Annotated in this window: 26 protein-coding genes and 1 tRNA gene; 4 read left to right on the plus strand and 23 right to left on the minus strand. The window is 72.0% G+C overall.

Annotated features, from left to right (window positions below):
* Positions 1-2: 2 nt before the first annotated feature.
* The 13 genes from ACQPWW_RS17620 to ACQPWW_RS17680 all read right to left on the minus strand — a co-directional run bounded on the left by ACQPWW_RS17620 (position 3) and on the right by ACQPWW_RS17680 (position 9,703).
* Positions 3-401, minus strand: coding sequence for a group I truncated hemoglobin (locus ACQPWW_RS17620; RefSeq protein ID WP_433123978.1), 399 nt, complete (start codon positions 399-401; stop codon positions 3-5).
* A 254-nt stretch (positions 402-655) separates the two neighbouring features.
* Positions 656-1,252, minus strand: coding sequence for a MerR family transcriptional regulator (locus tag ACQPWW_RS17625; protein ID WP_355031813.1), 597 nt, complete (start codon positions 1,250-1,252; stop codon positions 656-658).
* 197 nt (positions 1,253-1,449) lie between these two features.
* Positions 1,450-1,914, minus strand: coding sequence for a bifunctional nuclease family protein (locus ACQPWW_RS17630; RefSeq protein WP_030327706.1), 465 nt, complete (start codon positions 1,912-1,914; stop codon positions 1,450-1,452).
* Between the two features lie 185 nt (positions 1,915-2,099).
* Positions 2,100-2,801 carry a transcriptional regulator FtsR gene (gene ftsR / locus ACQPWW_RS17635; protein ID WP_354974112.1) on the minus strand — a complete coding sequence of 234 codons (702 nt, stop codon included), beginning with the start codon at positions 2,799-2,801 and terminating at the stop codon, positions 2,100-2,102.
* Between the two features lie 50 nt (positions 2,802-2,851).
* Entirely contained in the window at positions 2,852-3,304 is a 453-nt protein-coding gene (gene odhI, locus ACQPWW_RS17640; RefSeq protein WP_007071101.1) for an oxoglutarate dehydrogenase inhibitor Odhl, read from the minus strand.
* Positions 3,305-3,519: 215 nt separating this feature from the next.
* A complete protein-coding gene (gene gcvH / locus ACQPWW_RS17645) occupies positions 3,520-3,900 on the minus strand; it encodes a glycine cleavage system protein GcvH (protein ID WP_355031815.1) in 381 nt (126 codons plus the stop codon).
* Between the two features lie 60 nt (positions 3,901-3,960).
* Positions 3,961-4,974: a DUF881 domain-containing protein gene (locus ACQPWW_RS17650; RefSeq protein ID WP_433123981.1), complete on the minus strand. Its 1,014-nt coding sequence runs from the start codon at positions 4,972-4,974 to the stop codon at positions 3,961-3,963.
* Positions 4,975-4,985: 11 nt separating this feature from the next.
* Positions 4,986-5,318 carry a small basic family protein gene (locus ACQPWW_RS17655; RefSeq protein WP_030327710.1) on the minus strand — a complete coding sequence of 111 codons (333 nt, stop codon included), beginning with the start codon at positions 5,316-5,318 and terminating at the stop codon, positions 4,986-4,988.
* Positions 5,315-6,259, minus strand: coding sequence for a DUF881 domain-containing protein (locus tag ACQPWW_RS17660; protein ID WP_433123982.1), 945 nt, complete (start codon positions 6,257-6,259; stop codon positions 5,315-5,317). The genes ACQPWW_RS17655 and ACQPWW_RS17660 overlap by 4 nt, the downstream gene beginning before the upstream one ends.
* Positions 6,256-6,885, minus strand: coding sequence for a CDP-alcohol phosphatidyltransferase family protein (locus tag ACQPWW_RS17665; protein ID WP_433123984.1), 630 nt, complete (start codon positions 6,883-6,885; stop codon positions 6,256-6,258). The genes ACQPWW_RS17660 and ACQPWW_RS17665 overlap by 4 nt, the downstream gene beginning before the upstream one ends.
* A gap of 300 nt (positions 6,886-7,185) precedes the next feature.
* Positions 7,186-7,650, minus strand: coding sequence for a MarR family winged helix-turn-helix transcriptional regulator (locus ACQPWW_RS17670; RefSeq protein WP_433123985.1), 465 nt, complete (start codon positions 7,648-7,650; stop codon positions 7,186-7,188).
* 56 nt (positions 7,651-7,706) lie between these two features.
* Positions 7,707-8,885, minus strand: a complete 1,179-nt coding sequence (locus tag ACQPWW_RS17675; RefSeq protein ID WP_433123986.1) for a PP2C family protein-serine/threonine phosphatase — start codon at positions 8,883-8,885, stop codon at positions 7,707-7,709.
* A gap of 71 nt (positions 8,886-8,956) precedes the next feature.
* Positions 8,957-9,703, minus strand: coding sequence for an SAM-dependent methyltransferase (locus tag ACQPWW_RS17680; RefSeq protein ID WP_433123987.1), 747 nt, complete (start codon positions 9,701-9,703; stop codon positions 8,957-8,959).
* A 115-nt stretch (positions 9,704-9,818) separates the two neighbouring features.
* Here ACQPWW_RS17680 and ACQPWW_RS17685 point away from each other — a divergent pair, with 115 nt between their 5' ends.
* From ACQPWW_RS17685 to ACQPWW_RS17695, 3 genes are all read left to right on the plus strand, one after another.
* Complete coding sequence (locus ACQPWW_RS17685; protein WP_433123989.1) at positions 9,819-10,700, plus strand: universal stress protein; 882 nt, start codon at positions 9,819-9,821, stop codon at positions 10,698-10,700.
* 98 nt (positions 10,701-10,798) lie between these two features.
* Entirely contained in the window at positions 10,799-11,011 is a 213-nt protein-coding gene (locus ACQPWW_RS17690) for a phosphatidylethanolamine-binding protein (protein WP_088989541.1), read from the plus strand.
* On the plus strand, positions 11,008-11,484 hold the full coding sequence (locus ACQPWW_RS17695) for a hypothetical protein (RefSeq protein WP_433123990.1): 477 nt from the start codon (positions 11,008-11,010) through the stop codon (positions 11,482-11,484). Before ACQPWW_RS17690 ends, ACQPWW_RS17695 begins: the two co-directional genes overlap by 4 nt.
* Before the next feature lie 6 nt (positions 11,485-11,490).
* On the opposite strand, the gene ACQPWW_RS17700 is transcribed toward ACQPWW_RS17695, so the two are convergent.
* On the minus strand, positions 11,491-11,835 hold the full coding sequence (locus tag ACQPWW_RS17700) for a hypothetical protein (RefSeq protein ID WP_433123991.1): 345 nt from the start codon (positions 11,833-11,835) through the stop codon (positions 11,491-11,493).
* On the opposite strand from ACQPWW_RS17700, the gene ACQPWW_RS17705 reads away from it, so the two are divergent.
* A complete protein-coding gene (locus ACQPWW_RS17705) occupies positions 11,828-12,478 on the plus strand; it encodes a hypothetical protein (protein WP_433123992.1) in 651 nt (216 codons plus the stop codon). The genes ACQPWW_RS17700 and ACQPWW_RS17705 overlap by 8 nt on opposite strands.
* A gap of 5 nt (positions 12,479-12,483) precedes the next feature.
* Here the strand turns inward: ACQPWW_RS17705 and ACQPWW_RS17710 are convergent, their stop codons facing one another.
* From ACQPWW_RS17710 to fdh, 9 genes are all read right to left on the minus strand, one after another.
* Entirely contained in the window at positions 12,484-12,669 is a 186-nt protein-coding gene (locus ACQPWW_RS17710) for a hypothetical protein (protein ID WP_036410487.1), read from the minus strand.
* Positions 12,670-12,743: 74 nt separating this feature from the next.
* Positions 12,744-14,021 (minus strand): hemolysin family protein, encoded by a 1,278-nt coding sequence (locus ACQPWW_RS17715; RefSeq protein WP_433123993.1) that lies wholly within the window; start codon positions 14,019-14,021, stop codon positions 12,744-12,746.
* Between the two features lie 80 nt (positions 14,022-14,101).
* Positions 14,102-14,299 carry a hypothetical protein gene (locus ACQPWW_RS17720; protein WP_088989536.1) on the minus strand — a complete coding sequence of 66 codons (198 nt, stop codon included), beginning with the start codon at positions 14,297-14,299 and terminating at the stop codon, positions 14,102-14,104.
* 146 nt (positions 14,300-14,445) lie between these two features.
* Complete coding sequence (gene selB / locus ACQPWW_RS17725) at positions 14,446-16,200, minus strand: selenocysteine-specific translation elongation factor (protein ID WP_433123994.1); 1,755 nt, start codon at positions 16,198-16,200, stop codon at positions 14,446-14,448.
* A gap of 2 nt (positions 16,201-16,202) precedes the next feature.
* Positions 16,203-17,507, minus strand: coding sequence for an L-seryl-tRNA(Sec) selenium transferase (gene selA / locus ACQPWW_RS17730; protein WP_433123996.1), 1,305 nt, complete (start codon positions 17,505-17,507; stop codon positions 16,203-16,205).
* 22 nt (positions 17,508-17,529) lie between these two features.
* Positions 17,530-17,625 (minus strand) — tRNA-Sec (locus ACQPWW_RS17735).
* Between the two features lie 13 nt (positions 17,626-17,638).
* Positions 17,639-18,868: an NrfD/PsrC family molybdoenzyme membrane anchor subunit gene (nrfD, locus tag ACQPWW_RS17740; RefSeq protein ID WP_433123997.1), complete on the minus strand. Its 1,230-nt coding sequence runs from the start codon at positions 18,866-18,868 to the stop codon at positions 17,639-17,641.
* Positions 18,865-20,058 carry a 4Fe-4S dicluster domain-containing protein gene (locus tag ACQPWW_RS17745; RefSeq protein ID WP_433134411.1) on the minus strand — a complete coding sequence of 398 codons (1,194 nt, stop codon included), beginning with the start codon at positions 20,056-20,058 and terminating at the stop codon, positions 18,865-18,867. The genes nrfD and ACQPWW_RS17745 overlap by 4 nt, the downstream gene beginning before the upstream one ends.
* The gene (fdh, locus tag ACQPWW_RS17750) at positions 20,051-23,323 is read right to left on the minus strand and encodes a formate dehydrogenase (protein ID WP_433123998.1); all 3,273 of its coding nucleotides are present in this window, start codon (positions 23,321-23,323) and stop codon (positions 20,051-20,053) included. The genes ACQPWW_RS17745 and fdh overlap by 8 nt, the downstream gene beginning before the upstream one ends.
* Between the last annotated feature and the right edge of the window lie 609 nt (positions 23,324-23,932).

The following is a 23,932-nucleotide window of genomic DNA, read 5'->3' on the forward strand; positions in this document are numbered from 1 at the left end:
GCTCAGGCGCCTGACCGGTCTCCGGAGGCCACCACCTGGTCCTGCACCTGCCCCAGCACCGTCTGCACGTCGGCCAGGATGTCCGCCGGCACACCCAGCTCGGTCAGCGTCGCCAGGAGGTGCTCGCCCACCTTCGCGTAGTGCTCCACCGGGATGTCCAACGGCTGGTGCGCCTCGGCCAACCCACGGCCGGTGTACTCGTTCGGACCACCCAGCACCGTGGTCAACATCAACGTCAGGTGCCGCCGCTGACCCACCATCTCCACCTCGACGAAATAGCCCGCCAAGGCCGGGTCGGCCAACACCTTGTCATAGAACAGCTCAACAGCCGCCTTGACCGAGCTGGCACCGCCAATACGGTCGTAGTGCGACTTCGGGGCTGCCTCTTCGGTAACCGTCATGGTCGTTTCCTCCGGGGGGAAGGGTCGATAACCGTGACGGACCATAGCGTGTCAGTCGTCTGGGGTCATTGCCCCCCTATCGCGTTCCCGACAGTTGCACGAAACGCAGCGTCACCACTACCGACCGGTATCTCCACAGTCGGCAACGAGAACGACACACACGGTGTCCACAGTGGAGAGAAGTCACCCACCGACGAGAGCACGCCGTCACCGACGGTCGCGAAAAAACCAACCGAAAAAACCGAACGCCGCGCTCAGCCAGCCCGCCGCCGCGCCCGCCGCGCCGCCAACTCGTCACCCACCGGATCCGACCCCGACGCCACCGCGGGCTCCACCGGAGCGCTTGTCGCCGGCTCCGCCGGCAGATGCGACAACGAGCCCTGGATCTCCTTGAACGCCCCACCGATGGCAATCCCGAAGACACCCTGGCCACCCTGCAACAGGTCGACCACCTCCTCCGGGGACCGGCACTCGTACACCGTCGTCCCATCGGAGATCAGCGTGATCCCGGCCAGATCCTCCACACCACGCGACCGCAGCGCCTCGATCGCCTTACGGATGTTCTGCAGGGACACCCCCGCATCCAACAACCGCTTCACGACCTTCAACACCACCAGGTCCCGGAACGAATACAACCGCTGCGTCCCCGAACCAGAGGCATCCCGCACGCTCGGCACCACCAGCGCCGTCCGCGCCCAGTAATCCAACTGCCGGTAACTGATGCCCACCGCGTGGCAGGCCGTCACACCCCGGTAGCCGACCGAACCGTCACCCTCAATCGCCACACCTGGCGACGAGGCACCCGGCTCGTCGAACTCTCCACCCGGATCGGGATCCCGCGGCTCGTGCATCCGGACAACCTCCCCCGTCAGTGTGGCGACGCGTCGTTTCCGGGACGCGCACCCCTCGACACGGCAACCCTATAGCCACCTTCAGGGGTTACCACGGAGGAACCGACACGACACGCCGCGCAGCCACCGAGAAAGATCACCAACCGAACCGGGGCAGCACCCACAGCCACCCCCGGGAGCAGAGCCCACGGCCCACCTCAGCCCGCGAAGTCCTCCGGACGCACCTGCTCCAGGAACTCCCGGAACTTCTCCACCTCGTCCTCCTGCTCATCAGGAATGACGATCCCCGCCTCGCTGAGGACCTGCTCAGCACAACGAATCGGCGCACCGACACGCAACGCCAACGCGATCGAATCGCTCGGCCGCGCCGACACCCGCACCCCATCGCCGATCAACAGATCCGCGTAGAACACGTTCTCCTTGAGCTCGGTGATCTCCACCGCCTGCAAGGGCGCCTTCAACGCCGCCAACACGTCCCGCAGAAGATCATGCGTCAACGGTCGGGCCGGCTTGACCCCCTGCTGCTCATAAGCGATAGCCGTGGCCTCGACCGCACCGATCCAGATCGGCAGATAGCGGTCCCCCTCGACCTCCCTGAGCAGGACGATCGGCTGGTTGCTAGGCAGCTCCACCCGAACTCCGACCACGCTCAGCTCGCGCACCGCCGCCTCCGTGTCGTTGTCACCTACGCCGCACCGCGCCCTTCCCTGCACGGTACACGGACCGCGACACGGTCGTCCCGTGCGCTACCGCACCACGCCCGCGCCAGAAAGGGGTTACCCCGGCAAGCCTACGGCACGCTTCCCGGAAGAGATCTTTCCGCTCAGCCACCACCCACCGGGCACCCTCACCGCCCCAACGTCGAGCGCAAACCCACCCGCACCAACGCCGCGTGCAACTGCTCCGACAACGCCACCAACTCACGCGCCGTCTCCGCCGCCCGAGCCCGCGCCGCCGGATCACTCTGCCGCGCCAACGGCGCCACCAACTGGGCGAACAAACCGACCTCGCGATCCGCCGCCGTCCGGTAACCCCGCAGGTGCCGCGGCTCCAACCCGTACGACGCCAACCCCGCCACCGCCGAAGCGATGATCAACGCATCCGCGTCATACCACCCAGGCGGATCCGACACCAGCACACCGAGCCGCTCCAACTCCACAAGCGTCGACTCGTCGATCCCACTGCGCGCCACCAGATCCGCCCGGCCGAGCCGCACCTGCGACGACTCGGCCGGCTCCACCGACTCACGACCCGGCACCGCACCATCAGGACCAACCGCCACCAACGCCGGCCGCGACCGCCCCGGCTGCTCACCAGACGAATCCCACTGGGCCAACTGCTCACGGATCACCCGCAACGGCAGGTACTTGTCCCGCTGCGCGGTCAACACGAACCGCAACCGCGCCACATCGTCCCAGCTGTACTTCCGGTAACCCGCCGCCGTCCGCTGCGGCTCCACCAGACCCTCGGCCTCAAGAAACCGCAGCTTCGAAATCGTGGTGTCCGGGAAATCCACCCGCAACTGCCCAAGCACCTCACCGATGCTCATCAGCGGCTCAGACCGAGCCGCCCCGGGTGACGTGGACGCCGCAGGCTCGTTCACCCCCGGCCGGCCTCCTCCTCCGGGCGCGGACCGGCGATGAACACCACCCGGAACTTACCGATCTGAACCTCGTCACCATTGCTCAACGTGGCCGCCTCGACCCGCTCACGATTGACGTACGTGCCATTCAGGCTACCCACGTCCCGCACCGTGAACGTTCCACCGTCACGGTGGAACTCCGCATGCCGACGCGACACCGTCACGTCGTCGAGGAAGATGTCACTGTCCGGATGCCGGCCACTGGTCGTCACATCGTGGTCCAACAGGAACCGGGCACCCGCATTCGGACCTCGACGAACCACAAGCAGCGCCATACCCGGCGGCAACGAGCCGGACATCCGGCTCGGCACCACATCGGTGTCCGGCCCTTCCAGCACTTCGTCGAGCGAACCGAGATTGAGCGTCGAAGTGACGTCGAGCGGGGGGAACTCGTCGTCTGGCCGCGTCATGGGACCACCTCACGGATCTGTTCGGTCGGCGTCGGGTAATGGCGGGTCTGGCCGCCGGGCATGTGAACACCCGGCGGCTGGCTCCCCGTGCCCGGGAAGGCAATTCCGCAACGCTCAACTATTTGGGTTCTCGGTCGACTGGGCGAGCCTAGCCAGCGCCGAAATGCAGGGCAACCGGACGCGCGCACACAGCCCACGCACCGGATCACGCACACTCAGCCTTCGGTGATCTTCTGATAAGCGGCCGCCGTCAGCAACCCATCCGTCGCCGTCGGATCGTTCGGCGTGATCTCCACCAACCAACCCGCACCGTACGGATCAGTGTTGATCAGCTCTGGTGTGTCACCCAACGCCTCGTTGGGCGCCACCACCGTACCGGCCACCGGCGCGTAGATCTCCGACACACTCTTCGTCGACTCGATCTCACCCAACGAATCACCGGCCGCGACCACCGCACCCGCCTCGGGCAACTGCACGTACACGATGTCACCCAGCGCGTCCTGCGCGAAGTGCGTGATACCGACCCGGATCGAACCCGTGCCGTCACCCGCCACCCACTCATGCTCGGCGGTGTATCGCAGATCCTCAGGAATCACCAGACGCGTCCTTCATCCATCGGTGCCCCGGACCACCCGGGCCCGGCGCGGCCGCGCCGGTCAGGAGACCGGACGGGCGTGTTCCAACTTGATCGGCGCGTGCAGCGCCGAAACCTCGGCAACCTCACGCTCCCCAAACGTCACGTTACCGCCGACACCTCGGACCGACGCCACCACCCCACCAGGAATGTTCAACGCCGTACGCATCGTCGCCGGATCACCGATCACCGTGATCGTGTACGGCCCCGTCAACCGACGCCCCTCCACCATCAACGACCCGTTGTCCCCATCGAGGAAGTACGTCGACGCGATGATCCGCACCGTCGCCCGGTCACCACCGGCGATCTGCATCGCCTCCGCGCCCGCGCCCCGCAACTCCTGCACCGCGTCCAACACCCGGGTCGCGGTGATCGGCTTGATGCCAGCCTCGAACTGCACAGTCAACCCCGGACCGACCGCCGGCAACGTACCCGCCAGGATGCCCAACTCGTTCGCCCGCCGCGTCGCCTCGTCCAACGCCGCCTGACGACCCTGCTCACCCGAACGCAACTGCCGCTGACTGTCCTCCAGAGCACGAATATCCTGCTGAAGACGACTCTCCCGCGCATCCAGATCCGACAGGATCCGCACCAGGTCCTCCTGGCGCGTCGCCCCCAACGTCGGATCCGTCGACGTCGTCTTCAACTGCACGACCAACGTGAAACCCAGCAGCACCAACAACGCCACGATCATCACACCGGCCGTACTCCACCGGAACCGACCCGCCGCCACCGGTCGCGCCACCACCGGCTCCCCGGCCGGCTCGGCCAACCCGTCAGACACCGCCACCGGCTCCCCCGGCCGCGACATCGCGATCAGGTCCACCGTCGCACCGTCGTCGACCCGCTCCACCGCCGGCTCCTCGTCCGGCCGCTCCTGCGGCGGCGGCGCCGGCTCCTGCGGGGCCAACGGACTCAACTCGTCCGGATCCGGCGCGTCCGGACGCGGATCCGGCTCACCCGCCGGCCCACCCGGCCGCGTCGGCCCACCCGGCTGCGGCCACCCGGTCCCCGTGTCGCTCTGCTCGTCACTCATCGCTGTCAAACCTACGCCCGGAACAGGTGCCGACGGATCGCCGCCACGTTGCCGAAGATGCGGACACCCAACACGACGACCACACCCGTGGACAGCTGCCCGCCCACCCCGAGCTGGTCACCCAGATACACGATCAGACCGGCCACCAGCACGTTCGAGATGAACGACACCACGAACTGCTTGTCGTCGAAGATGCGGTCCAACCGGGCCCGCACCCCACCGAACACCGCGTCCAACGCGGCCACCACCGCGATCGGCAGGTACGGCTGCAACGCCGCCGGCACCGTGGGATCAAGCCACACACCCAGCACCACACCGGCAAGCAACGCCAGCACCGCGATCATCGGCCACCTCCGGAGGGGCTAACGGTCGTCGTCGGACCGGACGACCCAGGACTGCCGGACCGGACACCCGACGCGGAAGGGCTCGGACTGACCGACGGCTTCGCGTAGCGTAGCTGCGGCTCCGGAGCCGCCGGCAGGGTGAGGTCATCAGCCTCCCGCACACCGAACGACAACCCGGTCTTCTGCGCGACCTCCCGCATCACATCCGCGTTCCGGCTGTCCTCGAACTTGCGCCGCATCGAACCCGGCCCGACCGCCGACACCTCGTACGGCCCCATCACCGGCCGGAAATCCACAAGGATCGCGTCACCCGCCGTACGAATCGTCGACGTCGACGTCAACCGCTGCCCGTTGATGGCGATCGCCTCGGCACCGGCACTCCACAGCGCGTTCGCGACACCCTGCAGATCGCTGTACAACACCCGCGACGGCCCCGCGCCGGCACCCGTCACCGCGTCCGCATTACCCGGCCCGTCCGCCAACCGCACCACCACGCCGTCGCCGCGCACCCGCCCCAGCCCGGTGCTCGCCTCCAGGTCCCGCAGCCGCGCCGCGGCCGACCCGCTCAACGCCGCGTCACGCTGCCGACTGACCTCCTCGCGCAGCTGGTCCGCGCGCGTGGACAACCGGTCGGTGGTGCCCTCCCGCTCCTTGATCTGCGCCACCAGACCGGAACGGGCCTGGGCACGCCCCGGCTCGTCCGCCATCGTCTGCCGGTACGCGACAGCGAACAGGAACCCGAGCAGCACCACCACGACCAGACTGACCGACCGGGCCGGCCAGGCCCGCCACCCCCGCACCGACTCGGTGGACGCCGAACGTCGACGGGCAGCCGCCGCATCCGCATACCCCGGATCGAGGGGGTTGCGGAACAGCTCGGTGAGGAAATCCGGCGCGTACACCCGGTCCTGGCGGGGCTTGCCCGGCTGCGGCGCGCTCATGCCGCCGCTCCCGGGCCGCGCGTCGCGCGCACCAGCCGCGCGGCCTGCACCACGTACATCCCGCCGGCCACCCAGTAGAGCACCAGACCCCACCACGCCAACGCCCAGCCGATCGCGGCCGTCGCCGTCGCCGCCGCGCTCCACTCACTTGCCAACAGCAGCACCGGGAACGCCGCCAGCAGCAGGAACGTGGCCGTCTTACCCACGTAGTGCACCGGCGGCGGCCCATACCCGTAGCGGCGCAGCACCGCCAGCGAGCCGAGCAGCAGCAGCTCGCGGGCCAGCAGCGCCGCGGTGAACTGCCACGGCACCACCTCCCGCACGGTGAAGGCGACAAGGGTGGCGAGGATGTAGAGCCGGTCGGCGAACGGGTCGAGCAACTCCCCCAGTCGACTCACCTGGCGCAGGCGGCGGGCGATCCAGCCGTCGACCCAGTCGGTGGTGCCGCCGATGGCCAGCACGACGATGGCCGCCACGTCGGCCCGCTCGACCAGGAACAGGTAGAGGAAGAGGGGTACGCCCAGCAGCCGCACGAAGCTGATCAGGTTGGGCAGGGTGAGCACCTGGTTGCCGGGGGCCTGGTCACCGGTGTCCCGCGGTTGCTCTGCCCGAGCCGGACGCGACACCGATCCTCCTCCACGGCACGGACCCTCCGGCCGGCGTCGGGCGCGGCGGAGGGTCGTACGCGCTGTCGGGCCGGCCAGCGCCGGCTCCCCTGCGGCCCCGGGCGGGGCCTCTTCCCTGAGCCGGCCCGCGATCTCGAAGATCACGGGCCGGGTAAGTGCGCTGTCACTATATCGGGCCTGCCTCCGCCTGCCCGGCGCCGTCGCCGCGCGTTCGGTGCGGCTCTGCCGCACTGTGGCGTGGATCACCACGCGTAAAGCGTCCTAGGACACTAGTGGAAGCGTGGGCGAAGGTTGAGGCCCTCAGGCCGTCTGGACCGCCGGATCGGCCTGCTGCTCGGGCACCGACTGGGTCGCCGCCCGGCCGAACGCGACCAACGCCAGCAACAGATCGTGCTGCGTCCTCGCCGGCATCCGATCCAGCACCGACTGCACCGCCCGTCGCCGCCGCTCGGCCAGGTCCGCAAGCAGCGCCAACGCCGCGGGGGTGGGCACCAACCGCACCTCGCGCCGGTCGCGGGGATCGGCCACCCGGCGCAACAGCCCGGTCGCCTCCAGTCGGTCACAGAGGCGGCTCGCCGACGACGGCACCACGTCCAGCAGCTCCGCCAACCCGTTGACGTTGGTTTCCGCCCGGCTGGTGATCAGCGTCAACACCCGCAACTGGGTGGGTGGCACCTGATGCCGCGACGTGGACGAGTCGAGCACAGCGATCAGCGTCCCGGCAGCCGCGTCGATCGCCGCGGCGAGATCCGCAGGTCGCTCCACCCGATGTCCCCTGCCGTCGTCGCGCTGGTGCCCGCCAGACGGAGCGGCGGCGACCCTCACCCGCCGTCCCGCTCACGCGGACCGTGCCAGTCCAGACACACCACGACGGCGTCGTCGCGGAGATCGGAGTCCGCGTGATAAGCGTGCAGTTCGCGCATCACCGTACCAACCGCCTCAGTCGGCGGCTGCAACCGCGTCGCGCGCAGCGAACGCGCCATCACCCGCTCCCCGTACGGCTCCTGGCCCGGCGGCTCGGCGGCCCACACCCCGTCGCTGACCACGAAGAGGCGGTCACCCGGCTCGAGGCGCAGCTCCTGCACCTCGTAGCGGGTCTCCGCGAACATCCCCAGCGGCAACTGCTGATCCAGCTTGATCGGCTCCACCGTGGCCCCGCGCATCCGCAGCAGGTGTGGGGAACCCGCGTCGACCGCCCGGACCCGACCGGTGCGAGTGTCGACATCGAGCAGCAGGGTGGCCACGTACCGGCGGCCCCGGTGCTGATAGAAGACCGTGTCCGAGGCGAGCTCGGCCTGCTCCACCAGGCCGCCGTCGGAGCGACGCGCGTTGCGCATCGCGTTCACCGTGACGGCGGTCAACATCGACGCGGCCAGCCCACTGCCCTCGCCGTTGAGCACCGTGACGGTGAGCCGGTCGCCGTCCAGAGACCAGTCGAAGTGGTCCCCACCCACGGTGTACGCCGGTTCCAGTTGCCCGGCCAGCTGGAACGCGTGGTGCGCCACGCTGCGACCGGGCAGCAGATCCCACTGCATCTCGGCGGCCATCGTGAGTCGCTCACGGCGGCGGGCCCGCCGGTACCTGTCGGTCCCCCGGTCCGCCGCCCGCATCGCCACCGCTATCGCACCGGCGATGTCGGTCGCGTGGCCGGTGACCGTCGGATTCGGCGCGGTCGGCAACTCGATCAACAGCACGCCCAGCCGCTCCCCCCACAGCGTCAACGGCAGGTAGAGCCGGCAGGGACCCTCGCCGGCGGCGTCGCGCACCGGTTGCTGGCTGCTGAAGCACCGCTGCGCCATGGTGTGGCAGGACAGGAACCCCGCCGCCGGCAGGTCCGGGTCCAGCACCGGCCAGAGCCCGCTGATCCGATAGTCGGCGACGAAGACGTCGGTGCGCACTGCGCCCAGCGTCGACCGGATCGCCTGGTCCGCCGCCTCCGCCAACTGGTCGGGCGGGGCCTCGCGCAGCGCGCGCGACACCACGTCCGGCGGCTCCACCATGGTCGTCCTCTCCAGAAGCTTGCTATAGGGCAAGCATCATACGGACACCCCCGGACGGCGACTCTGCGCGGTCAGTCGTCACCACGGGTCGCGAGCACGCCGTGGAACGCGTCGGGCACCTGGGCCGGCGGACCCACCGGCCGCCAGCGCGCGACCGGCACGATCCCGTCCGCCGTCGGCACCCAGCGGCCCAGCAGCGGCGCGAACGCCGCCGGTGGACGCATCCGGAACTGTGGCCCCATCATCGCCAACGCCCGCGGGTGAGCTGCCAGCTCCTCGGTGTCGAAGTCCACAACGAGCAGGCTGCCCGGCGCCGCGCCGGCGTACAGCTCGTCGAGCGTGTGGGTCAGCGTAGCGTCGTCGAGGAACGCCGCGAGCCCGAGAAAGACCACCCCGACCGGCCGGCGGCCCCAGCCCGGCACGAAACGGTGCAGCTGCGCCGGGTCGATGGTGCCGATGTCGGTCGCGTCCCCGAAGCCGTAGCCGGCCCGGTCGCTGCCGGCGAGGATGCTCTGCCCCAGCCGGATGGTCACCGGGTCGACGTCGGTGTAGAGCACCGTCGCGTCGGTGGCGACCTCGTGCACGTTGCCCATCGTGGGCACCCCGGCGCCGAACACCAGGAAACCGTCCACGCCCTGCCCGACCATGGCCCGCACCGTCCGACCCAGGAACGCGCGCAACTCCCGGAACACCGGCGCACACGGCCCGTACGCCTGCTCGAACGCGCCAGCGGCGGCCACGTCGACAGGGAAATGGTGCTCCCCGCCGAGCCAAAAGTCGATCATGCGGCCGGTGCTCGGCTGGTCCGGTTCACCCATCGACAATCCTCCCTCCGGACCGGTCGTCGCCAGCGTACCGACCCCGACGTGCTCAGCGGTATCGCGGCGCGGCGACGTTCCCGCCCGCGATACTGGCCCGAGCGGGAGGTGGGCGGTGAACTCGGCGAACAGCGCGGCGGTGGTGGTCGGCGTGGACGGCTCACAGCCAGCCCTGCGCGCCGTGCGCCTCGCCGCCACCGAGGCGGCCCGCCGGCGCCGGCCGCTGCGAATCGTGCACGGGTTCATCTGGCCGCTGCTGCACGTGCCGGTCTCCCCCGCCCCGGACGCCCCGCCCGGCGGCGGGCTGCGCCACCGGGCCGAGGAGCTGGTCCAGGCCGCGGTGGCCGAGGCCGAGGCGACCGTACCGGGACTGTCGATCTCCGGGGAGATCATCGACGGTGAGGCCGCCGCGGTGCTGGTGGGCGAGTCGCCCACCGCCGCGCTCATCGTGCTCGGCGACCGTGGGTTGGGTGGCTTCTCGGCGCTGGTGGTCGGCTCGGTGGCGGTGCAGGTCTCCGCGTACGCCGACTGCCCGGTGCTGGTGGCCCGCGGCGCGCAGCGACCCGACGAGCCGGTGCTGGTCGCTGTCGACGGCTCGCCGGCCTCCCGGCTGGCGGCCGACTTCGCGGCCGAGACCGCCGTGTCGCGCGGCGTGCCGCTGCTGGCGGTGCACGCCTACCGGCACCCCGGCAGCAGCGGCCCCGGCGACATGCAACCCCTGGTGTACGACGAGGCGGAGCTGCACGCCGAGCAGGAGCGGATGCTCGCCGGGTGGCTGACCGGCCTGACCGAGCACCACCGGGAGCTGCGGCTGACCTGCCGGGCGGTACGCGGCCGGACCGGCGCCGTGCTCACCGAGGCGTCCGGCTCCGCGCAACTGGCGGTGGTGGGCGGTCAGGGGCGCGGCGAGGTGACCGGGTTGCTGCTGGGGTCGGTGAGCCAGTCGATGCTGCACCACGCGCGGTGCCCGGTCGCCGTGGTCCACGCCCCCCGCTAGGACCGAGGTTCACCGGCCGCCAGACGGGTAGACGGCCGCGGTACGCCGACCGCGACGAGGGCGCCAGCACATGCCCAGACCGACGAAGGAGGCACCAGATGCCAGGACCACGGCCGGGCAGCAACGCCTACGACAAGCAGCGGGCGCGGTTGCGCAACGCGATCGACGACTCCGGACGCCGGGTGCCCGACGGCAAGGCCAACCAGGTCGCCAACCGGATCCTCCAGGAGGATCGCGGCCAGCGGGGCGTGGTACGCGGCGACCGCACCTACGGCCCCAAGAGTGAGCGCGAACCGGGCGACCCGAAGTGAGGAGGGTCGACGTGGCCGACGGCGCCATCGCGGGCGCCGTCGGCAGCACCGCGCTGAACGTGGTCAGCTACCTCGACATGGCCCTGCGGGGACGGCCGGAGAGCGACGTCCCCCAGGAGACCGTCGACCGGCTGGCCGGGATCGCGCACGTGGACCTGGGGTCCGGGGTCCGGGCGGCGAACCGCCGCTCGGGCCTGGGACCCCTGATCGGCTACGGGCTGGGCATCGCCGCCGGCGTCGCGTTCGCGCTCTACGCCGGCGGTCGACGCCAACCGCTGCCGATGGCCACCGGCCTGCTCGGCGCCGGCGTGATGACCATGACCGACGGGTCGATCACCGCGCTCGGGATCAGTGACCCGCGTACCTGGCGGCGCTCCGACTGGATCTCCGACATCGTCCCGCACCTCGCGTACGGGCTGACGGCCGCCGCCACCTGGAACAGGTTGCGGCGGCCGTCAGGTCGCGATCGTTAGGGGCCGTTACCGGGTGTCGCTGTCGTCCTCGGCCACCGGTTCACCGGCCGGGCCGTACGGCGACACCTGCCCCTTGGGCACCGGCCGACCCTCGTCGCCGCGCGACGAGCCACGGTTGAGCGGGTGCCCGGTCGGCTGGGGCCCCTTGCTGTCCTGGCTGGTCGCTCCCTTGGCGTTACGCCGGAACTCTTCCTGCTGCGGGTTGACCACAGGTGTCTCCCTCCGGGTACGGCGGGCGGCATCGACCGCCTCCACCGCCGGCATACCCGCCCGCCCCGCTGGCATTCCGACGCCGGTCGCCGGCCCGACGGCTAGCGGGACGCGGATCGGGTAACCGGTCGGGGTGGGCAACGATCGAACTGTGGTGCGGGTCCTGCTGGACCGGCGTGACCGCACGTACCCGGAGGAGGCCGGCATCCGACTCGCCGACCGCCCCGGTCCGCTCTACCAACTGCTGGTGCTGGCCACCCTGCTGAGCACCCGGATCCGGGCCTGCGTGGCGGTGGACGCCGCCCGGGAGTTGTTCGCCGCGGGCTACCGCACCCCCCAGGCGATGGAGGCGGCCAGTTGGCAGGACCGCGTCGACGCGCTGGGCCGGGGTCACTACCGCCGCTACGACGAGCGCACGGCCACCATGCTCGGCACCGGCGCCCGACTGTGCCTGGACCGCTGGCACGGTGACCTGCGTCGACTCCACCGGGAGGCCCAGGGTGACCCGGCCGGGCTGCGTCGACGGCTCACCGAGTTTCCCGGCATCGGCCCCACCGGCGCGGACATCTACCTGCGCGAGGCCCAGGCGGTCTGGTCCGACCTGCGCCCGTACGCGGACCGCCGGGCGCTGGCCGGGGCGAAGCGGCTGGGCCTGCCGGGCTCCCCGGACGGGTTGGCCGGCCTGGTCGACGAACCGGACTTCGGCCGGCTCGCCTCGGCGCTGGTGCGGGTGGCGCTCGGCGAGGAGTCCGCCGGCGACATCACCCGCGTCGCCGCCCGCTGACACACTCACTTCACCGTCTTGTCCCCCGGCCTGGTCAGGTGCCACACCAGCAACGCGGCGAGCAACGCCAGGACCACCACCCCACCGGAGATCCCACGCCCCTCCTCGGGGCTACGCCCGGCGCTGCCGAAATAGATCACCGCGAGACCCGCTAGCACCGTGACGAACGTCCGCAAACCTCGGTCCTTCACGAATCGCACCGTATGCGGAGTCGCGTCCGCCGCGGGACTGATCGGCGTTGGTGTCCCCCGTCCGGGCGACCCGGTCAGCGGTCGGCGGTGAACCCGCGCAGCCGCACCCGGCGCACCGCCCGGTCGGCGACCTCCACCACCTCCAGGGTCAGCCCGGGTAGCCGTACCGTCTCGCCCGGCTGGCCGGGCAGGTGCCGCAGCCGGGCCAGCACCAGACCGGCCACCGTGGTGTACTCCCGGGACAACGGGAAGCTCAGCCGCACCCCCAGGTCGGGCAGGTCGTGCAGCGGGAAGTCACCGGGCACCAGCAGGGCGCCGTCCTCCTCCCGGATCACCCCGCGCACGTCCCGGTCGGTCTCGTCGTACAACTCGCCGACCACCTCGGCCAGCAGATCCTCCATGGTGACCAGGCCGTCGATGCCACCGTGCTCGTCGACCACAAGCGCCAACTGCTGATGCTCCTGACGGAGCTGACGCAACGCGTCGGCGACCGGCAGGGTCACCGGCAGCAGCACCGGGGAACGCAGCCGCTCCCCCACCAACGCCGTGCCGGCCTGCACCAGGTCGCGGATGTGCACCACCCCGATCAGCTCGTCCAGGCCACCGGGACCGGTGACCGGGGCGCGGGACCGCCCGGCGGCGGCGAGCCGGCGGACCCCCTCGTCGGCGGTCAGGCCGGCCGGCAACGTCATCACCTCCCGCCGGGCCACTAGGATCTCCCGCAACGTCCGGCCGGCGATGTCGAACGCCCCGGTCAGGATCTCCCGCTGCTGGGCCGACAGGCCGCGCTGGCTGGCCAGCATCTCCCGCAACTCCTCCTCGGTCATCTCCGCGCGGTTGGCCCGCGGGTCACCGCCGACAAGCCGTACCACCGCGTCGGTGGCCCGACTGAGCAGCCACACCGCCGGCCGGGACACCCGGGCGAGCAGGTCCAGCGGGCCGGCGCTCAGCAACGCCCAGCGCTCCGCCCGCTGCATCGCCAGCCGTTTGGGCGCCAACTCGCCGAGCACCAGCGTGACGAACGTCAGCAGCACCGTCACCACCAGCACCGCGGCCGGACGGGCCACGCCGCCGAGGAAACCCAACGGACCGACCAGTGGCTCGGCCAGCGACACCGCGGCCGCCGCCGACGCGAGGAAACCGGCCAGGGTGATGCCGAGCTGGATGGTGGCCAGGTAGCGGTTGGGGTCGCGGGACAGCTGCACCAATCGGTCCCCGGCGCGCGACCGCCGCCCCAACCGCCGCAACTGCCCCTCGCGCAGCGTCACCAACGCCATCTCGCTGCCCGAGAGCGCGGCGTTGACGAGCACCAGCACGGCCACCAGCGCCACCTGCACGAGCTGACCACCCATCGCGCACCCCCGTCCGCCGCCTCAGGTCACTCAACCGCAGCGGAGCCGGTCCCGGGTCCGGTTTGCGCCCGCGCCACCGCTCAGTCGACCTCCAGGTCGTCAAGCGAGATGGAGTGGGTCATCAACCAGCGGGCCAGCGCCGACATGCCGAACAGCCAGAGCGGCACCGATTCGGTGGGGCCGTTTGTGGCGTAGATGGCGAACCGCAGATCGGGCGCGCGGTACGCCTCGATCCGCCACTGGTGCTGCCGATCCCGCCAGACCGCCGAAGGGTCCATGGCGTCACCGTAGGTGACCGCCGCCGACCCGGGGGCCGGTTGGCCCGGCACCACCGACTCAGCCCGGCACCCGGATCGGCGCGACACCCGGTCGCCAGCGGCTCAGCTCCACGGGCAGCGGGTGACCGGAGGGCGTGTGACCGGGCTCAGTCGACGACGATCCGGGCGTCGTCGGGCAGTCGCCGGGTCGCACCGCGACGGTCCAGCAGTTCCAGCAACGGCACCGCCACCCGGCGGGTGGTGTCCAACGCCTGCCGGGCCGCGGAGAGGGTGAACGGCTGCGGCAGCCCGGCCAGCACCCGGACCGCGTCGTCGAGCGCGTCGGGCAGCAGCACCACGTTGTCGGCCAACCGCAGCAGCGCGCCGGCCCGCACCGCCGCGCCGATCTCCCGGGGGCCCAGACCGAGGTCGACGAGACGGTCCGCCTCGGGGGCGCGGAACGGCCGGTCGCCGTACTCGGCGCGGACCCGCCGCACGGCTCGGGCCACCGGTTCCGGCAACGCGTCGGCGCCCGCCGCGCCGACCCGCCCGGCGTGGATCCGCAGCGGCGGCCGGACCAGCGCCTCGACAAGCACCCGGTCCGGCAGGGCGAGACGCTGGCGCAGCGCGTCCACCGGCATCCCGGGCTCCAACGGGTGGTCCCGCGCGTAGCGGGTGACCACCTCGGTCACCTCGTCGCCGAGCCGCCGCCAGTGCTCGGGGTCGGCCAGCCAGTCACCGGCCACCGGCGCGGCGTGCACCGGAACGCCCATCCGGATCAACTCACCGGCCCGGACCAGTCGCCGGCGGCGCAGCTCACCAACCAGGTCGGGTCGACCGTCCAACTCGGCGAGGACCTGCGCGCGGGCGGCCGCGGCGCCCCGGCGACCCAGCGGCGGCGGTGCCACGTCCAGCACCCGTACCCCGCCGGTCACGTGGTGCCGCCCCGGGTCCCGCAGCAGCGCCCGATCGCCCACCAGCAGGGGCAGCGGGCGGGACAGGCGCAACCGCACGGTGTCCGGGCCGAGCGGTCGGACCCGGACCGGCACCGCCGCCGACCCGACGTGCAGGGTGAGGGTGGCCGGCAGGTCGGCGGCCGGGTCGCCGGTGAGCCGGACGTCGACGAGGTCGGTGGGGTGGAACCGTCCCGGGGTGAGCAGCGCGTCACCGCGCCCGAGCCGGTCGCGGGGCGTACCGCGCAGGTTGACCGCCACCCGGGCCACCGCGGCGGCCTCCGGTCGGGCCTCGCCGAGCGAGTGCAGGCCACGGACCCGGACCGGTTCGTCGGCGCCGGCCAACTCCAGCACGTCACCCACCCGCAGCCGGCCGGCGCCGAGGGTGCCGGTGACGACGGTGCCGCTGCCCCGCACGGTGAAGCTGCGGTCCACCCAGAGCCGGACCGGGTCGTCCACAGTGGGCGCCGGCAGTCGGGCGGTGAGCCGGTCCAGGGCGGCCCGCAGCTCCGGCAGACCGGCGCCGGTGCGGCCGCTGACCGCCACCGCCTCCACCGCGCCGAGGCTTGTCGCGCCGATCTCGGCGCGGGCGCGGGTGGTCGCCGGCCCCGGATCGGCCAGGTCCGCGCGGGTCACCACCAGCAGGCCGTACGCGACGCCGAGCGCGTCCAGCGCGGCCAGGTGCTCGGCGGACTGCGGCATCCACCCCTCGTCGGCGGCGACCACGATCAGCGCCGCCGGCACCGGGCCGACCCCGGCGAGCATGTTCGGCACGAACCGCTCGTGGCCGGGCACGTCGACGAAGGCGATGGTGCCGCCGGAGGGCAACGTCGTCCAGGCGAAGCCCAGGTCGATGGTCATCCCCCGGCGGCGTTCCTCGGCCCACCGGTCGGGTTCCATTCCGGTCAGCGCCCGGACCAGTGTCGACTTGCCGTGGTCGACGTGCCCGGCGGTGGCGACGACGAACACGTTCAGTCGTCCCCGGGTACGCGCAGCACGGCCGCACGGACCGCCTCGTCGGCGTCGGCGGGCACACAGCGCAGGTCGAGCAGGAGTCGGCCCCGCACCACCCGGCCGAACACCGGCTGGTTTCCGGTGCGCAGCGGCGCCGCGTAGCGCTCGGGCAGGCTCAGCGCCCACGAGTCCAACTCGACGCCGGGAGCGCCGCCGCCGCCGACCACCGCGACGGCCGGCACCACCTCCGCCTTACGGCCGTCCGCGCCGAGCCGGTCGCGCAGCCGCTCCACCCGCTCGCGCAGGGCGGCCGGATCGGCGTGCAGGGCCGTGCGCGTCGGGGTGTTTGGTTGGTGCAGGGTGGCGGCCAGCGCCGCCAGGGTGAGTTTGTCCACCCGCAGCGCCCGGGCCAGCGGGTGACGGCGCAGCCGGTCGACCAGCTCGACGTCGCCGAGCAGCAGCCCCGCCTGCGGGCCGCCGAGCAGCTTGTCGCCACTGGCGGTGACCAGCGCGGCCCCGGCGCGCAGGGTGCTCGTCGCGTCCGGTTCGTCGGGCAGCAGCGGATCCGCGGTGAGCAGGCCGGAGCCGATGTCGGCGACCACCGGCACGCCGAGGGTAGCCAGGTGGCGGACCGGGGTCGCCGAGGTGAACCCGGTGACCTGGAAGTTCGACGGGTGCACCTTGAGCACGAAGCCGGTCTGCGGGCCGAGCGCGGCGGCGTAGTCCGCGAGGGTGGTGCGGTTGGTGGTGCCCACCTCCCGCAGTCGAGCGCCGGTGCTCTCCAGCAGGTCGGGCAGGCGGAAGCCGTCGCCGATCTCGACGAGTTCGCCGCGGCTGACCACGATCTCCCGGCCGGCGGCCAGGGCGGTGGCGGCCAGCACCAGCGCGGCGGCGCCGTTGTTGACCACGTGCACGGCGCCCGCGTCGGGCACGGCGGCGGCCAGGGCGTCGAGCGCGTCGCGGCCACGACGGGCCCGTCGGCCGGTGCTGAGGTCCAACTCGACGTCGGTGTGCCCGGCGGCGGCCACCACGGCGGCGACCGCGGCGGGCGACAGTGCCGCCCGGCCCAGGTTGGTGTGCAGCACGACGCCTGTGGCGTTGAGGACCACCCGGGGGCCGGGCGCGGGCAACGCGGCGACCGCGGCGTCGCGTACCTCGTCGGGGTTGATCTCGCCACGGCGGGCCTGTTCCTGGGCGCGGACGACGACCGCCTTGACCTGGTCCCGGCCCAGTGTCGCGCTGGCCGCGGCCAGCAGCGGGTCGGCGAGGAGCGTGTCGGTGCGGGGCACGCGGCGTCGCGGGTCCACCGGCCCGTCGCCCATCGCGTCATCTCCTGCTGCGGTTTGGCGGAGACGGACGGGAATCGAACCCGCCTGGCCCGGGTCCCGGACCACTCCGGTTTTGAAGACCGGGAGGGGCACCAGCCGCCTGAACGCCTCCACCGGACATTCGATCACACCGCGGGCGGGGCCGCCCGACCAGATGGAAGATCCAGGCCGGTTCGCCGCGCGTCGGCCCGCTCGCGCTGCGGCACGACCGTGTACCGAGGGTCGCGCGCGGAGGCGACGCCGCCGTAGAAGATGCCGAACCGGGTCAGCACCGAGGCGGCCAGCAGCGCGACGCCGGACAGCCCACTGACCACCCGGCTCCGCCGACCGAGCAACGCGCCGGCGACGCCACCGGCCGTGAGCATCCGGCCGGCGCGCAGCAGCCGACCAGGGCTGCCCTGCCGGTAGGGCTCGCTGAGCAGACCGAGGCGGGTCTCCACCCGATGCGCGCCGTACAACTCCAGGGCCGCGCCGGCCACCGCCATCCGCCGGGCCGGCCCCGCCTGCTCCGGCGGCGCGGCGAGCAGACCCACGCCCGCGCCGCTGGCCAGGGCACTGCCCGCGAAGATCACCGGCAACTCGGGGTACGCCTCGTGCCACGACGGCACCGCCGTGTCGGCGAGCAGGACCCCGGTGTACGTGGCCAGCGCGGGCGCGGTGCCGGCGGCGAGCAGCCCGGCGGCGGACCCGAGTGACGGCAACGCCCGGCCGGCCAGCCCGAGCGGACCGTGGCGGGGCAGCCGACCGGCGACCTCGGCGATGGCGGCGACGCCCGCGGCCGGCCCGTACGCGGTGAGGATCCAGGTGCCCATCGACATCGGCGAGGTCGGCTTGGCCACCCGGAGCATGTGGTGGAACCGCGCCGGCCGGCCCAGATCCCTGATCAGGAAGACGGCGCTGGCGCTGACGGCGGCCAGTGCGGTCACCCGACCGGCGCGACGCAGCGCCGGCCGCCCGGTGAGCTGCCCACCCGCGGCGAGCAGCGACGAGCCGGCGGCCAGCCCACCGGTGAACAGGTACGCCGCGATGTCCCACTTCCAGACCGGCGCCTTCAGGATGGGCCGACCGTAGTACGAGGTGAACTCGGCCTCCGGCACTCGCAGTTCCTCGCCACCGCCGCGACGCCCACCCCGACGACCAGCCCGCCGACCGGCGGACCGTGGCTGGGGCGAGGTCAGGTCGGCGTCCGCCGTTCCGCGCCGCCTCCGCTCGGGTCCGTCGGCGGCCGACGGGCCGGGTCCGTCGGCGGTCAGCCGGCCGGGTCCGTTCGCGGCCGACGGGCCGGGTCCGTTGGCGGCGAGCCGGTCGCGGAAGCGGCGGAACAGGTCGCCCACCTCTGGGCGCTGGGGACTCACGAGGAACCTCCGACGAACGCGGCGACGGTCGCCGCCGCCATGGCGAGGGCGGCGAGGCCCGCGCGTTTCCACATCTTCGGCAGGTCGCGGGTGGTCACGACCGGGTCAGGTGGCAGCCCGTACACCTCGGGCTCGTCCAAGAGTAGGAAGAACGCCCCGTCACCGCCGACGCCGTCGTTCGGATCGTGCCCGTACAGGCGGGCCTCCGGCACGCCCCGCTCGTGCAGCGTCTCGACCCGTTGCGCGGCCCGCTCCCGCAACTCGTCCAAGGGCCCGTACTGGATGGACTCGGTCGGACACGCCTGCGCACACGCCGGCGTCATCCCCGCACCCAACCGGTCGTAACACAACGTGCACTTCCACGCCCGACCGTCATCCTTACGCTGATCGATCACCCCGTACGGACACGCCGAAATGCAGTAACCACACCCATTGCAGATGTCCTCCTGCACCACCACCGTCCCGAACTCCGTCCGGAACAACGAACCCGTCGGACACACATCCAGACACGCCGCATGCGTGCAGTGCTTACAGACATCCGACATCATCAACCACCGAAAATCCGAACGCCCCTCCACACCGGAACCCCGCCCCGGCGGCTGCGCCCCCGGCATCCCCAGGAACTCGGGACCCGCGCCACCACGGCCAACGGCGATCGGGTTGGTCGGGCCGGCGGCGAGCGGCTTGGCTGGGTCGGCGGTGAGCGGGTCGGCTGGGTCGGCGGCGGACGGGTTGGTCGGGCCGGCGGCGAGCGGGGCGCCGAGCACGTCCGCCGGTCCGCCCGCGGCCATCCGGGCGGCGGCGGACGGCGTGCCGGTCGGCAGACCCGGGTCGGTGCCGGTGCGCGCGCTGGTGCCAGCCGCCACGGCCGCCGACGCCGCGCTGACCGAACCCTCGGTCGGCGTACCCGCGAACGGCGGGGCGCGGTGTCCGGCCGGGCGGGGCTGCTCGATGAACGCGACGTGTCGCCACGAGTTCGCGGTCAACGCGCCGGTGTTGTCGTACGACATGCCGAGCAGATCGAGGCCGCTCCCGGGCACGCCGTTCCACTCCTTACAGGCCACCTCGCAGGCCTTGCAGCCGATGCAGACGCTGGTGTCGGTGAAGAACCCCATCCGGGGCGGCGCGTTCTCGTAACCGGCGTCCGGCGCCGGATCCAACGGGCCGTACAGGCTGTTCGGGTCAGGAATCACAGTGCCCCTCCCCCGCGCTGTCGGTGGTGACCGCCGGGGCGTTCTGGCCGGGCGTGAGGCCCGCGCGCCGCTGGTAGTCGGTCACCAGGTCGAGCAGCGCCGGTCCGGTGGGCCGCCGGCCCGGCCGGACATCGCAGGTGCCGACCTTGCTCTCCTGGATCAGGACGTTCGGGTCCAGGCTGATGCCGAACAGGTCGTTCGCCGAGTCGCCGGTCACCAGACCCTCGAAACCGAAGTGGTACGGCAACCACAGCTGGTGGATGATCCGACCGTCCACGCGCAACGGAGTGAGCCGGTCGGTCACCAACACCTTCGCCTCGATGGCCGCACGCGCGGTCACCAGATGCGCCCACCCCAGATGGGTCAGCCCGCGCTCGACCGCCAACTCCGGTGACACCTCGACGAACATCTCTGGCTGCAACTCGGCAAGCGTCCGCACCGTCCGACTCATCCCACCGGCGGTGTGGTGCTCGGTGAGCCGACTGACCGTGAACACGTACGGGAACACCTGACTGTGCTCCTCCGGCGGGCTCGGGTTCACCGAGTTCACCGGATGCGCGTACATCTTGCGGGTCGGGTTGGCCTGCTGCCGGTAGAGCGGGTTACGCACCGGCGACTCCACCGGCTCATAGTGCGTGGGCAACGGGCCGTCCAGGACGCCACTGGGCGCGTACAGCCAACCCTTGCCGTCGCCCTGCATGACGAACGGGTCGTCACCGGCGATGCCCTCCGTCCCGGACGCCCCGGGCGGCGGCCGGTACGACGGCGGTTTGGTCTTCTCGAAGTCCGGCACGTCGTAACCGGTCCACTCTCCCCTGTCCGCGTCCCACCAGACGTACTTCTTGCGCTCGCTCCACGGGTTACCGTCCGGGTCGGCGGAGGCGCGGTTGTAGAGGATCCGCCGGTTCGCCGGCCACGCCCACCCCCACTCGGCGGCCACCCAGTCCTGCTCGTGTCGGGACTTGCGCCGCGCCGCCTGGTTGACACCGTCGGCGTACACGCCGGTGTAGATCCAGCAGCCGATCGCTGTGGAACCGTCCGCGCGGGCCTCGGCGAAGCTGGACAGCGGGCGGCCGCTCGCCACGTCGTACCCGTTGATCTCGCGCAGCACCGACTCGGCGCTCGGCTCCGCGTGCGGACCGTGCGTGGGGTAGTCCCAGGTGAGGTCGAGCAGCGCCCGGTCGCGCGGCAGCTCCGAGCCGGCCAGCTTCTCCCGCAGCCTGCGCCCGAGGTGGTAGAAGAACCACAGCTCGGAGCGGGCGTCGCCCGGCGGCTCGACGGCCTTCTCCCGCCACTGCAACAACCGCTGCGTCTGGGTGAACGTGCCCTCCTTCTCCACGTGCGAGGCGGCGGGCAGGAAGAACACTTCGGTCCGGCACTCCTCGGGCACGATCTCCCCGGTGGCCACCTCGGGGCCGCTCTGCCAGAACGTCGCGCTCTCGATCATGAACAGGTCCCGCACGACCAGCCAGTCGAGGTTGGCCATGCCGAGACGTTGCGCCCGGCCGTGCGCCGAACCGACCGCCGGGTTCTGACCCAGCAGGAAGTACCCCTTGATCTTCCCGTCGATCATGTTCAACACCTGCTGGTAGGTGCCGTGATCACCGGTCATCCGCGGCAGGTAGCCGTAACAGAAGTCGTTCTCCGGTGTCGCCGCGTCACCCCAGTACGCCTTGAGCAGGCTGGCCGCGAACGACCGCGCGTTGCCCCAGAACCCCTTCTGACCCGGGTGCCGGATGCTGTCGACCCACTCGTCGAAGGTCGGGTGCTCGGCGTGGTGCGGCATCGGCAGGTACCCGGGCAGCAGATTGAACAGCGTCGGAATGTCGGTGGAGCCCTGAATGCTCGCGTGCCCCCGCAGGGCCATCACGCCGCCACCCGGGCGACCCATGTTGCCGAGCAGCAGCTGGATGATCGCGCCGGTACGGATGTACTGCACACCCACACTGTGCTGCGTCCACCCGACCGAGTAGATCAGCATGCCGGTGCGGTCCCGACCAGAGTTCCGCGTCCACGCCTCGGCCAACTCCAGGAACTGCTCCCGGGGAATCCCACAGACCCGTTCCACCATCTCCGGGGTGTAGCGGGAGAAGTGTCGCTTGAGGATCTGGTAGACGCAGCGCGGGTCCTGCAACGTCTCGTCGCGTTGGGTCTGGCCGCCGACCGGCGCGCCGTGCGACTCGTGCGTCAGCCCCGCGGCGCTGTCCCGCTCCTGGGCGGTGTGGCCGCTGCCGGACGAACCCTCGTGCCCCGCGTACTGCCAGCTGTCCTGCACGTAGCTGCCGGTCTCCGGATCGAACCCGGAGAAGAACCCGTCGCCGTCCTCGGTGTCGACGAACTCGTCGCTGACAATCGTCGCCGCGTTCGTGTACGACAGCACGTACTCACGGAAGTCCAGCTCGTTGTCCAGGATGTACCGCACCACACCACCCAGTAGCGCGATGTCGGTGCCGGCCCGAATCGGCAGGTACGCGTCCGCCACCGCGCTGGTCCGGGTGAACCGCGGGTCGACGTGGAACACCTTCGCGCCACGGCGCTTGGCCTCCATCACCCACTGGAAGCCCACCGGGTGCGCCTCAGCCATGTTCGAACCCTGGATGACGATCACGTCAGCATTGGCGATGTCCTGCTGGAAATCCGTCGCACCGCCACGACCGAAGCTGGCCCCCAGACCGGGGACGGTGGCGGAGTGTCAAATACGGGCCTGGTTCTCGATCTGGAGCGCCCCCATCGCCGTGAACAACTTCTTGATGAGGTAGTTCTCCTCGTTGTCCAGCGTCGCCCCACCCAGACTGGAGAAACCCAGCGTCCGGTTGAGCGGCCGGCCATGCGTGTCGACGTCCTCCCAGGTCTGCTCACGAGCCGCGAGCATCCGGTCGGCGATCATGTCCAGCGCGGTGTCGAGGTCCAGATCCTCCCACTGCGTCGAGTACGGACGGCGGTACCGCACCGTCGTCTGCCGCAGCGGGCTGGTCACCAGACTCTTACTGGCCGAACCCTTCGGGCAGAGCCGACCCCGCGAGATCGGGCTGTCCGGGTCGCCCTCGATCTGGCTGACCTGCCCATCCTTGACGTACACCCGCTGACCACAACCGACAGCGCAGTACGGACAGACAGACCGGGCCATCGAATCCGCGTCGTCGGTGCGCGCGGTGAGCTCCGCCGAGCGGGCGGACTTGGCCGCGGCACCCCGACCGAGCGGATCGGTGCCGGTGAGCTGCCGGTAGACCGGCCAACCCTCAATGAAGGTACGCAGACCCATGCCCCGACACCCCCTCCCACGCGAGCGACCCCATGAACATAGGTCAACCGAGACATCTTCGCGAGCGGGGGCAGGCAGACAGCGCCGCCCCCGGCCTTGTGGGCCGGGGGCGGCGCTGGTGTCGGTGTGCAGGTCGCCTCTCGGCGAGTGGCACGACGCGGCTCCAGCCGAACGGTATTCCGCGAAGGCGATATTAGGTGAGGCCCGGGGACACTGAGTCACACCGACACCCTCCACAACCAGCCAAGCCCCGGCGTTGTTCCCCGCGTCGGGCCGGTCAGGGTGGCGGGGCCGGTCGCGGGCGCGGGCCGGTCGCGGGCGCGGGCGCGGGCCGGTCGCGGGCGCGGGCGCGGGCCGGTCGCGGGCGCGGCACGGGCACGGACCCGGCACAGGGCGGTTGCGGAGCCGGCCGCGGCCGCGGGCACGGGGGCTGGTCGCGGGGGCGGGCGCGGGGGCTGGTCGCGGGCAGGTGCCGGCCGCGGGCAGGTGCCGGCCGCGGGCACGGGCCGGCCGCGGGCACGGGCCGGTCGCGGGCAGGTGCCGGCCGCGGCGCCCGTCGTGGGCACGAAGCCCGTCGCGGGCGCGAGACTAGCCACGAACGGCGGGGCC

Source organism: Micromonospora sp. CA-240977, assembly GCF_050942285.1.
In the GTDB taxonomy this organism is placed as follows: Bacteria; Actinomycetota; Actinomycetes; order Mycobacteriales; family Micromonosporaceae; genus Micromonospora.